Below are 12,107 nucleotides of genomic sequence, written 5' to 3'. Positions count from 1 at the left end.
TTGTAAAAGGTAAAATCTGAATAAAATTATCTTTCTTTTTAAGCTTTTTGATTGGATTTTCACTCTCTTTAATGATTTTAATACTTTTTGAAAAAATTGTAGCAAGATTATAATAGTGTTCTATTACTTGTTCTTTTGCTTCTTGATGCTCATTTAAGTAGTTGTAAAGCTCTATATTTAGATTCATCTGTTCTGCAATATCAAATATTATTGATGAAATTTTCTCTAAATCACGATTGTCTCCTAAAATTATTGAAGCATCTTTTACGCTTGAGAGCTCTTTTTTTGTTAGTTTTAAAACAGGTATTTGCGCTTCATATAGTGTTGTTCGCATAACATAATCGTTAAATATTTCATTTGAAACGATTACCAAACCTACATGATAAGATTTTATATCATTAAAAAAGCTTGCTTTTTGATTGTCGGTGTCGTAATTTATATCGATTATGACACTCTCGTCTCTATACTCTTTTATTTTCCAAATAACATCGATATCGCTTGGATTGACGATTTTTATAATAAGAGTATGCCCAAACTTTTTATGCACGAATATAGATCTCTTGACAAGCTTCTCAACAGTTTTTAGGTTTAACAAATTCATATCAAGATAGAGATAAATATTTGAACCAAAAGGCTCCGGAAACTGTCCCAACTCTCTTTTAATTGCTTTGTAAACGGACTTAAGCACGGCAGGTTCGCCGATTAGAAGCAAAAGATCGTTTGGCTGAATCATTCTGCGGCGGTTTGGCATGATAAGTTTTCTATTTCTATATATCGCAACGATTCGCCAATCTTTTTGCTCAATAACGCCGATATGCTTGTAAACAAATGAGCTTCCAAACGGAACTAAAACTTCCATTATTTCACCCTCGCCCAATCCTACATTTTGAGCGATAACCGGAACATTGGGCAAATAGTCGATTAGTCTTGAAGATAAGATCTCATTCGTATTGATTAAAACGACATTTGCATCCTCATTTGTCAAGTTCCATTTGTTTAAGACAATAATACGAAGCTGTTTTTTTAGACTTCTGATGTTTTTTATCGTATGCTCAACATCGGCTTGATTATCCATAGCTATAATAGCTTGAGCAAACTCCATTTTTAGCAGATTGGTCAATCTATATAAACTCGTAGGGTCAAACTCGTAAAACTTAAATCGAGGTAAATTTATATTTTTATTTTTTTCAGACTTGGTTTGAACTACATAGTAAACATTTTCACTGGTGTATGTATCCATTACTCTGTTTATAAAATGCCCTGCTGTTTCGCCGTCACCGATAATCAATATTTTTTTCATATATAATCTTTTAATTCTTTATTTTTTTTGACATTATATCATTAACAACTCTACCGATTTAGTACACATCTACTTTTTGTATTTGCAAGTTCTTTTCTTGATACTCTTTTTTCATCATCAGCTCAAAAAAACTGTTTTCATCGTCACATTTGCAGCTATAATTTTTAATTTGATTTTCTAACTCTTTAATCTTTTCGATTAGTTTTTTATTTTCACTTTCTAAATCTCTTTTTTTTATCTCATCGGAATATAAAAATGAAAATATCACTAAAGCTACAACTATTATTTTCATATTTTAGAGCCCTTTTCTAGTTAATTTTACGCCCATCTCCGCATGATGAGTATATGGAAACTGGTCAAAAAGAGCCATATCGCAAACTATATGCGTTTGGCATAAAATAGCCAAATCCCTAGCCAATGTTTCAGGGTTGCAAGATATATAGATAATATTCTCGTACCTTGCGGCAAACCTGCAGGTATCTTCATCCATTCCGCTTCTTGGCGGGTCTACGAATATAGTATTGATATTATATAATTTTAAATCAATCTCTTTCATTCTGTTAAACTCCCGTACGCCATCAAGAGCCTGTACAAACTCTTCAACGCCCATTCGTACGAACTCAATATTATGCACACCGTTTAAACCCATATTGGACTTTGCCGCGTTGATGGATGATTTTGATATCTCGGTTGCCAAAACTTTTCTAAATTTTTTGGCAAATGGTATTGTAAAATTTCCGGCACCGCAATATAGTTCAAGCAAATCCGTATCCGCATCCAAGAGATTTTTCAATGCCCATGTAATCATCTGCTCATTTACTTGAGAGTTTGGCTGTGTAAAACTATTCTCTATATAGTTAAACCTAAACTCTTCGCCGTCCACATTTAAAATCTCCGTTACACGATCCTGCCCGATTACGACTTTTTGACCTCTGCTTCGTCCTATAATATATATTTCAAGCTCGGCTGCAATCTCAGAGGCAAGCTCTTTCCATACGCCGTCCAACGCTCTGTGATAGAGAAGCGAAACGGCTATCTCGCCGCTATTTGAGCTTAAAAAATCAACACCAAATAGTTTAAAGCCGATATCTCTCTCTTTTATAGCTTTTAAGAGTTTTGGCATCAATGCGGATATAGAGCGGCTTACCTGCGGACATTCATCAATAAAAACTACGCCTTTTTTATCTATATGATTCATAGCGTAATGAAGAGTATCTCCGTCATGCCAAATTTTAAACTCGCTTCTTGAGCGATAATGAGTGCGTGGTGATTCAAATGCAGATATATCGCCGCTGTAAAAAGGAAGAAATCTCTCCTGATTTAACTCAAGTTTTAAAGCCAGCTGATGCTCATAGCCGCCTTCATAAACCTTACACGCGCCACACTCGCCAAAATATTTACAATTCATACCGTTCACTTTATTTTCTATTTAACCGAAGCTATCAGGTTACCGATGAGCAGACTCCATCCGTCGATAAGAACAAATACGAGTATCTTAAAGGGGAGCGCTATCATGATAGGCGGTAACATCATCATACCCATAGACATAAGTATGGACGCTACGACCATATCGATTACCAAAAACGGTAAAAACAATAAAAAGCCAATCTCAAAAGCTGTTTTTAGCTCGCTTATAACAAATGCGGGAATGACTATAGAAAGAGGCACATCTGCAATGCTTGCAGGATTTTCCATTTTTCTGATTCTAAAAAAGAGAGCCAAATCTTTCTCTCGCGTATTTCTAATCATAAAATTTTTAAACGGCAGAGTAGTTTTGTCAAAAGCCTCTTCATAGCCTATTTTTTTCTCTACATAAGGCTTTATTCCATCATCATAAGCTTTTTTACCGACAGGTTCCATAACAAAAAAGGTTAAAATCATAGCAAGCATTACCAAAAGCTGCGTGGGGGGAACTTGTTGTGTACCGAGTGCTTGACGCAAAAAACCAAAAACTATGACAAATCTTGTAAAAGTCGTCATAACAAGAACCATGCTCGGTGCCAAAAAGAGCAGTGTTAATAGAACAAGTACATTTAAAGAGCTGACAAGCTGCTGCGGAGTATTTGGAGCAGAGAGCTCAAAATTCATAGTAGGAATCGCTACCGCTTCTGCTCCGAAAATCGGGATTATACCCAACCCTAAAATCAATAAAAAAAATCTAAACATTACTTATTTTCTGCCTTACTCAAATCCGCTAAAATACATTATTACAAATATTAGTCTTATAATACCACAAAAAAAATTAGCCTCTTATCTAAAAAAAGAATTCTTACTAATTTTATTTCAAATATAAGAGCGAAAAGGTATAATTTTAGCAATGAATAACTATATTCTCTCGTATTTATGCGAGAAGTCTTTCTGCCTCACAAGAGGCAAGCTTTAGTGCCACAGCGGCTAGCGTAGCTAAATGGGCTTCGTGTGCCCTCACTTTTGGGTATTGCTCATTTAGCGTGTAAAATAGAGTTCTGCAAGAACTCTAATAAAAAAAGAGTAAAAATGGACAAAAATAAAATAAGCATAGTAATTTTGGCTGCGGGAAAAGGCAGCCGTATGAAGTCTGCCAAAGCAAAGGTTTTACACACGATTTGCGGCAAGGAGATGCTTTACCATATCATAAAATCATCCCGTATAATAAGCGATGATATAACAGTTGTCGTTGCGCATCAAAAAGAGGTTGTTATAAAACAGATGAGCTTATATTTTGATGATATAAACTTTGTAGTGCAAGATGATCTGAACTTTCCCGGAACCGGCGGCGCTATGAAAAATGTCTGCACCAAAAATGAAAAAGTACTGGTTTTAAACGGTGATATGCCGCTCATCACACCCCAATCGCTTTACGGTTTTTTAAAGAGTGATTCTGATATCGTCATGTCTGTTTTTGACCTTCAAAATCCCGACGGATACGGTCGCGTTATCATAGATAACGGGCAAGTTCAAAGGATAGTAGAACAAAAAGACGCCTCTGTTTCAGAGCTGCAAGTAACAACCGTAAATGCAGGTGTATACGCATTTTCCAAAAAAATATTGGACAAATATATACCGCTGTTAAACAATGATAATGCTCAAAATGAGTACTACTTGACCGATGTAATATCTATGGCAAGAGCCGATGGTTTAAAAATCACTCCGCTTTTGGTTGATGAGGAGCATTTTAAGGGTATAAATTCTAAACTTGATTTAGCCGTTGCGGAAGAGATTATGCAAAACCAAATCAAGGCTAATTGGATGAATAGCGGCGTAATTATGCAGCTTCCGTCCACTATTTACATCGAAGAGGGCGTAGTTTTTGAGGGAGAGTGCATCGTTGAAAACGGGTGCCGCATAACGGGAGAGTCTAAAATAATCAACTCTCACATCAAAGCGCACAGCGTCATAGAAGATAGCATTGTAAAAAACTCCGATGTCGGACCTATGGCACATCTGCGTCCGGATTCAAACATAGAAGATACACATATAGGAAATTTTGTCGAGATTAAAAAATCATCTCTAAAAGGGGTAAAAGCCGGTCATTTAAGCTATATAGGCGATGCCACGGTTAATGAGGGTACAAATATCGGTGCCGGAGTGATTACATGTAACTACGACGGGATAAACAAGTATAAAACTACCATCGGCAAAAATGTTTTTATTGGAAGTGACTCTCAATTAATCGCGCCCATAATACTGGAAGACGATGTAATGATTGCGGCTGGAACAACGGTTAGAAGCGGAAAAATCCTAAGTGGAGAGCTTGCAGTTAGCAGTGCTAAACTACGAGTAATAAAAGACTTCTACTATAAATTTTTTAAAAAATAAAGATACCTCTAAAGAGAGGTACCTTGACATAATTTAAGAGTTTAAAACTATGTCCAGTGCTTTTTCGTAACTCTCTAAATCAAGCCCGAACTCTTCGATAGTTGCTTTTGCAGCAGCTATGGATTCTTCTGTTATCTCACCGTTTGGAAGTACAGTTTCTCTTATAGCTTTTAGCTGTGCCGCCATCTCTCTATCTTCATCTATGGTTCCCTCAGGATCATCACTATAACGAATTACATGTATGATTTCAGGATCAAGTTTCCAGTTGTTGAAAAGTGTTGCCGTGACATCCGTTGTTTGCGCCCCGCAAGCACTTTTTTCTGCATGTGAGATATCTTCTGCTTTGTCCAACGCCTCTTTTATAACTCCTGCTTTGCCGTCTTCTATAAGCGTTTTACTGATAATGACACGCCCTAAATCAACCAAAAATGCAGCCGGAGCCAATACTGCCAACTGTTTTGGCTGGCGACGGACAAACCAATTTATGGTAAGTGCCAATTGTCTTTCACAAGCATAAGCAAACTGCTCTTTTGTCATATTGTACGGTGATAAATCTATCTTAAAACTTGCATTAACCGCACTATTTAAAACAAACGCTCTAATAGCATCTTTACCGAGTAAAGAAACCGCTTGCTTTACACTGTTTACGGTTCTGGATATCCCATACATAGGCGAATTTGCTATACGAAGTATATCCGCCGTTAAGATAGGATCTTTTTCTATGGCCTTTTGCATATCCTCAAATGTACCGTTTTCATCTCTATATATTTTTTCAACATCCTGTACAGACTCTGGAAGCGGTGGAATTGCATCAATATTTTTTAAAAGTGTCTTTGTCATCTACATCTACCTTAATTTAGTTTATCGCTATCATTCTAGTACATTTCTTTTTATTAGTTGAAGAAATGCAACTATATTTGAAATTTTAACAAAAGCTGTTTATTCTAGTAACAATCAATAGAGTGTTGCTGCATATAAAAACTTTTTTTGATAGAATATCCAAAAGGCTCTTTTAAAAACTATCGGGGGTTTTGCTTGAAAATAATACACTTTAGTGATACTCATCTAGGGTTTAACGACCTTGATATCTTAAATAAAGATAACATAAATCAAAGAGAAGCGGATTTTTATGATGCTTTTTCTCAAGTAGTTAAACAAATTAAAATCATTAAACCTGATTTCATCATTCATACAGGTGACCTATTTCACCGTTCAAGCCCCTCAAATCGTGCTATCACTTTTGCTCTGGAACAGTTTAAAATCATAGATGAGCTAAATATACCGTTTATTTTAATTGCAGGGAATCACTCGACACCAAGGACAAACCTCTCTTCACCGATACTAAAAATATTTGAAAACTTCAAAAACATACATGTGTGCTACGATCAAGAGTACAAAACGGTAGAGTTTGAGAGCGTAATCTTTCACGCCCTGCCCCACATGAACGACGAAACAAAAGCACTATCACAAATAGAACTCTGCGAAGCTAGAATTGATAAAAGCAAAAAAAATATTATGATGATGCACTGCAGCGTGGGAGCAGCTTATCTAATGGCGGAGTTTGGCGAGTGGGTTTACCCAAGCGAAAAAGAGTATATATTTAAGATGATGGATTATGTCGCACTCGGTCATTGGCACGGCTTTGGAGCGGTAGGCAAACATGAAAATGTCTACTACAGCGGTTCAACCGAGAGAACATCTATGAACGACAAAAGAAACTCTAAAGGTTTTGTGGTGGTAAGTCTCTATGATGAACTGATTGTCGAGTACAAAGAGATAAAAATCCGTCCGATAATTTTAAAAGAGATTGATTGCGAGGATTATGAGAATTCTGTTTTGAATATTGAGACAAGCGATGTAAAAGACGCAATAGTCGAGGTAAAACTCACAAATCTGAGTGCTTTGCAATCCATAGATATTCAAAACTCAGAGATTAGAAATCTTTTTTCAGAAGCCATGAGTGTGAGCGTAAAAAGAGAGTTTAAACATACCCAAAATAAGACAAATATAGATGATATAGAAGCCTTGTCATTGGAAAATTACTTCTTGGAACACATAAAAGAGGATAGCCGACCACAGGAATTTGATAGACTAAAATACAAGATACAAGAGCTGTTTGCGCAGTACGAGGAGGCAAATAATGATACTCTCTAAACTACGCTTAGAAAATTTTAAAAAATACAGCTCGTACGAGATAGAATTTGGCGAAGGGCTCATAGGCATCATCGGAAAAAACGGAAGCGGAAAATCGACAATTTTTGAAGCGATATTTTTTGCACTTTATGGCGAACTAAAGAACAAAGGTTACAAAGAAATAGTAAGAAATGTAAACGCAGACGCTAAAGATGCGGTAGTCGTAGAACTTGAGTTTGAGTTTGACTCTGCAGAGTACAAAATCGTACGCGAATTTCGCGGAAAAGCACTAAGTGCAAATGCAAAACTATACAAAAACTCTGAGCTGATAACCAGCGGCGCGAGAGAAGTTACAACTTCCATAACTTCCCTTACAAAGATGAGCAAAGATGCCTTTATGCACACGCTTTTTGCCTCTCAAAAAGAACTTACAAGTCTAAGTACGCTCAAAAATGAAGATAGAAAAAAGATGATACGCCGTCTTCTTGGGTTAGAGAAGATAGACTTTGTAGAAAACTCTTTAGTTGAGAAGAGCCGTCAACTAGGTCGTGAAATAAAAGCTTTTGATGAAGTTTTGCTAAGTAGCGAAGATGTAAAAGCAAAACAAGAGCAGATAAAAGAGAGCGTTGCCGCAAAAGAAACTCTGCAAAAAGATGCACAAAGTAAAACTAAAGAGCTCAAAGAGATAAAACTTCAAGAAGTGCAAGTTAAAAAAGAACTTGAAATTTTTGCTAAAACTAAAGAGCTAAAACTAAAAATTTTTTCCGAACTTGAACTTGTTAAAAACTCTAAAAATTCAGAAATAATAAATCAGGTAAAACTTACCGCCGAACTTCACGAGCTAGAACATAAACAGGAGCATCTTGGCAAACTCCAAAGCATAAAAACTGAGTATGCAACTCTGCAAGAGCAGCTAAAAGAGCAAGAAAAATCAAAAGAGTTCCACCTCAAAAAAGAGGGATTGCAAAAAGAGCAAATCCAACTAAGAGAGCAGTACGCAAAAAGCAAATCTGACATAAACACACTTGAAAAAGCTTGTGAACCGTATAATGAGTTTGTACTAAATGCAAAAAATTTAGAACAAAATATAGCAATCCTGCAAGATACCCTAAACACCAAACAGACCATCGAAAATGAGCTGCATGCCGAGATAGCCGGTGAGCAAAAACAGATAGATATGACAAATGCAAAGATAGCAAAACTCAAAGAGCTAGGAAGTGAAGGTGCCTGCCCCACCTGCACAAGACCGCTTTTAGAAGAGTATGACAATGTTATAAACTCACTTGCCTTTGTAGTAAACGAGACGCACCAAAAAAAGATAGACGAGTACAAAAAACAGCTCCAAAATGTACAAACCCAAAAAGGTGCATTTGAGGCAGAAAAAAAGGTAAAAGAGAAAGAGTTTTTGGAACTTTCAAAAAATATAAATATCATCCAAAGCAAGCTTCAAGACTTAAAAAACGCACGGGACTATTTTAAAATCGTAGAGCAAAAAGGGCTTAAAAACAGAGATGAGTTAAAAGAGCTGGAAGCGTACGGCTACGATGAAAAAGTGCATAACAGCATCAAAAATTCTTTCATAGCTATGGAGCCGCAATACAAACTTGCACTTAGTTTAGAAACCGAGTTAAAAAGGCTCGCAATAGTAAAATCAGATTTGCTAAGCGTAAATAAAAAGATAGAGGAGTTAAAAGCAGTATATCAAAGCAAAGAAGCGGAGTTTAACCTTGTTATCTACGATGAAGCAAAGCATAAACAAAAACTTCAAGAGCATAACGAACTGCTTAAAATAGTAGAGTCAAAAACAACAATACTAAATAATATAAAAGTGCAAATCGCCAAAATAGAGGGCGAAATAAAAACAGTACAAAGCGCACTAGATAATAATGAAACACAGCTAAAAAAGGTAGAGACTAAAAAAGAGGACTTAGTCGATTATGAAAAAATCAAAACAAGTCTGGCAGAATTTAAGACAAAACTAAACGCAAAAGTCGCACCGCGCATATCTGAACTTGCCTCAGAGATGTACAGCCAAATCACAAAAGGCAAATACCAACACATAGAAGTCAGCAACGACTTTGACTTTTTCATCTACGACAAGGGCAAAAAGTACCCGATAGAACGGTTTTCAGGCGGAGAAATAGACCTAGCAAACCTAGTTCTGCGTATTGCTATCTCAAAAACACTCACAGAGCTTAGCGGTGCCGGCTCCATCGGCTTTTTGGCGTTTGATGAAGTGTTCGGAAGCCAAGACGAAGCAAGACGCATGGAGATACTAGAAGCTTTCCACACTATCAAAGAGCAATACAGACAGATATTTTTGATAAGCCACGAAATGGAGATAAAAGAGATGTTTGAAGTGGTTGTGGAACTTTAAATTTAAAAGGATAGAGACATGCCAGAAATTATTATTAAAAACTGTAATAGCATTGATGAAGCAAACATAAGTATTGAAATTGGTAAATTAAATATTAAGTATGGTATTAATGGAACAGGAAAAAGTACCATTGCAAAAGCTATTGAATCTAATAATAATCCAGACAATTTAATAGGATTACTTCCTTTTAAGTATAGAGAAGAAAATCTAGATGAAATTATATCTACGGTAGAAGGTGCTGAAGACTTTACTAATATTGTAATTTTTAACGAAGAATATATAAATCAATTTGTATTCAAACAAGAAGAATTAGTTGAAAATAGCTTTGAAATATTTATAAAAGATGCAAATTATATAAACAACTTACATGCTGTGGAAACCCTATTTTCTGATATTAAAACTACTTTTCAAGAAAAAGATTTATCAAAAATAATTGAAGATTTAATAGCGTTGAGTGGTACATTTAGTACTACAAAGGACGGGATGGGGAAAAATAGTAAAATGGTTCAAGCTTTAGGGAATGGGAATAAAATTGAAAATATTCCTGTTGGCTTAGAAGACTATACAGAATATTTACAAAGTAATCAAAATACAGTATGGATAAAATGGCAGACTGCAGGTAGTGGATTTTTGGAGCTATCAGACAAATGTCCTTATTGTACTTCATCAACAAATGGTAAGATAGCAACAATTAAAAAAGTAAGTGAAGAATTCAATGATAAATCTATTAGTTATTTATTAAATATCATAACAGTAATGGAAAGTTTAAAAATTTATTTTACTGATACTGCACAAGAAACAATAGAAAAAATAACGAAAAATAAAATAGCAATTAATGAAGCTGAAGAATCATTTCTTAAAATTGTTAAACAACGAATTGATCTATTGAAAAAGCAATTGGAAAAACTACAAAAACTTGCTTATTTTACTTTTGACAATGTGACTAATATGAAAGAAGAAATTGAAAGCTTAAAAATCGATTTGTCTTTAATGCCTGAATTAAATTCTACTAACACTCAAGAAATTATCAACCCTTTAAATGAATCATTAGATAGGCTCATTCAAAAAGCTAGTGAATTGCAGGGAAAAATAAAACATCAAAAAAAACAAATAGGAAAAAAAATTGATAATTATAAAATAGAAATCAATGATTTTTTACATTTTGCTGGATATAAATACACTATTGAGATTGAAGAAGTAAGACAAGAATATAAAATGAAATTACGACATTGTGATTTATCCATATCAGTTGAAAAAGGAAATCAACATTTAAGCTATGGAGAAAAAAATGCATTTGCACTTATGCTATTTATGTATGATTGTCTTTCTAAAAATCCTGACTTGATAATACTTGATGACCCAATATCCTCATTTGATAAAAATAAAAAGTTTGCAATAATTGAAAGGCTTTTTCGTGGTGAAAAATCATTAAGAGGTAAAACTGTTTTAATGTTAACACACGATATTGATCCAATTATAGATATATTAAAAATTCTTCCAGGAAATTTTGAACCATTGCCTGTTGCTTCTTTTTTAAAATCAAGAAATGGAATAATTCAAGAGATACCAATCGTAAGAGATGACCTTATGACTTTTGCACAAGTGTGTAATGAAAATATTACTCATAATCCAGAAAATATCATTAAATTAATTTATCTTCGTAGATATTATGAAGTTTTAGATAATAAAGGTTTAGAATATCAACTTTTAGCAAATCTATTTCATAAAAGAGAAATTCCAATGAAATTCATCTCTACTGGTGAAGTAGAAATGAATGAAGATGAAATAAGTGAAGCTTCAGCATCAATTAACAACAAAATAACTTATGCTAATTTTGACTATACTCAACAGTTAAAAATAATGAAAAATGAAGCGACATTAAAATCTATCTATACAACTTCTCAAAGTAACTATGAAAAATTACAATTATTTAGAATTATTAATATTGGTAGGCATCCTAGTGATGTAATACAAAAATATATTAATGAAACTTATCATATTGAAAATGAGTATGTTAGTCAATTGAATCCAACAAAATATGAAATGATTCCTGAGTTTATTATTGAAGAATGTACTATCGCTATTAATGCATTATGAATGAAGAAATAATGATGTCAGCAAATATTTAGAAAATCTAGATGGTGAGGCATCAAAATGGAGGACTATCCTCATAACGGAGAGTTAATTAAAATATGTTGGATTCAAATCCATAGAGAAGATAAAACAGTAAGGAAAAATTTATGCAAATGACACTTGTAGAATCAAGTAATGTGAAAGCTGTTGGTTATAATAAAGATAGTTCAACTTTACAGGTTGAGTTTAAAAATGGCGGTACATACCAATATTTTGCTGTTCCAGAGGGCGTATTTGTTGAATTGCTTAATTCAGATTCAGTTGGTGGATATTTGGCATCTGACATCAAAGGTACATATAAATATTCAAAAGTATAAAACTAGAATAATTTAGATTGCAGATAACAACAAGTAGTTATCTGCAACA

10 protein-coding genes are annotated in these 12,107 nt (G+C 34.4%); 5 read left to right on the top strand and 5 right to left on the bottom strand.

Going from position 1 to position 12,107, the window contains the following annotated elements; all coding sequences use genetic code 11:
- The 4 genes from PHQ93_RS07220 to fliP form a co-directional block, all read right to left on the bottom strand.
- A partial coding sequence (locus PHQ93_RS07220; RefSeq protein WP_299942618.1) for a COG3400 family protein occupies positions 1 to 1,300 on the bottom strand: 1,300 nt, incomplete at its 3' end.
- 58 nt (positions 1,301 to 1,358) lie between these two features.
- Positions 1,359 to 1,592, bottom strand: coding sequence for a hypothetical protein (locus tag PHQ93_RS07215; protein ID WP_299942615.1), 234 nt, complete (start codon positions 1,590 to 1,592; stop codon positions 1,359 to 1,361).
- Positions 1,593 to 1,595: 3 nt separating this feature from the next.
- Positions 1,596 to 2,708 (bottom strand): tRNA (uridine(54)-C5)-methyltransferase TrmA, encoded by a 1,113-nt coding sequence (gene trmA, locus PHQ93_RS07210; RefSeq protein ID WP_299942613.1) that lies wholly within the window; start codon positions 2,706 to 2,708, stop codon positions 1,596 to 1,598.
- A gap of 17 nt (positions 2,709 to 2,725) precedes the next feature.
- Entirely contained in the window at positions 2,726 to 3,466 is a 741-nt protein-coding gene (gene fliP / locus PHQ93_RS07205) for a flagellar type III secretion system pore protein FliP (protein ID WP_299942611.1), read from the bottom strand.
- Positions 3,467 to 3,796: 330 nt separating this feature from the next.
- Here fliP and glmU point away from each other — a divergent pair, with 330 nt between their 5' ends.
- Entirely contained in the window at positions 3,797 to 5,098 is a 1,302-nt protein-coding gene (gene glmU, locus PHQ93_RS07200; RefSeq protein ID WP_299942610.1) for a bifunctional UDP-N-acetylglucosamine diphosphorylase/glucosamine-1-phosphate N-acetyltransferase GlmU, read from the top strand.
- Between the two features lie 33 nt (positions 5,099 to 5,131).
- Here glmU and PHQ93_RS07195 read toward each other — a convergent pair whose 3' ends face one another.
- Positions 5,132 to 5,938: an HDOD domain-containing protein gene (locus PHQ93_RS07195; protein ID WP_299942609.1), complete on the bottom strand. Its 807-nt coding sequence runs from the start codon at positions 5,936 to 5,938 to the stop codon at positions 5,132 to 5,134.
- A gap of 195 nt (positions 5,939 to 6,133) precedes the next feature.
- Between PHQ93_RS07195 and PHQ93_RS07190 the strand changes: the two genes are divergently transcribed.
- The 4 genes from PHQ93_RS07190 to PHQ93_RS07175 all read left to right on the top strand — a co-directional run bounded on the left by PHQ93_RS07190 (position 6,134) and on the right by PHQ93_RS07175 (position 12,058).
- Positions 6,134 to 7,252 carry an exonuclease SbcCD subunit D gene (locus PHQ93_RS07190; protein ID WP_299942607.1) on the top strand — a complete coding sequence of 373 codons (1,119 nt, stop codon included), beginning with the start codon at positions 6,134 to 6,136 and terminating at the stop codon, positions 7,250 to 7,252.
- Positions 7,239 to 9,608 carry an SMC family ATPase gene (locus PHQ93_RS07185; protein ID WP_299942605.1) on the top strand — a complete coding sequence of 790 codons (2,370 nt, stop codon included), beginning with the start codon at positions 7,239 to 7,241 and terminating at the stop codon, positions 9,606 to 9,608. The genes PHQ93_RS07190 and PHQ93_RS07185 overlap by 14 nt, the downstream gene beginning before the upstream one ends.
- A gap of 18 nt (positions 9,609 to 9,626) precedes the next feature.
- Positions 9,627 to 11,705 (top strand): AAA family ATPase, encoded by a 2,079-nt coding sequence (locus tag PHQ93_RS07180; protein WP_299942602.1) that lies wholly within the window; start codon positions 9,627 to 9,629, stop codon positions 11,703 to 11,705.
- A 143-nt stretch (positions 11,706 to 11,848) separates the two neighbouring features.
- Positions 11,849 to 12,058, top strand: coding sequence for a KTSC domain-containing protein (locus tag PHQ93_RS07175; RefSeq protein WP_299942600.1), 210 nt, complete (start codon positions 11,849 to 11,851; stop codon positions 12,056 to 12,058).
- Positions 12,059 to 12,107: the final 49 nt, after the last annotated feature.

Origin of the sequence: Sulfurimonas sp. (assembly GCF_028714975.1) — a bacterium.
Lineage (GTDB): Bacteria > Campylobacterota > Campylobacteria > Campylobacterales > Sulfurimonadaceae > Sulfurimonas.
The sequence above is the reverse complement of the archived record's forward strand: the minus strand, read 5'-3'. Positions and strand labels throughout refer to the sequence as shown.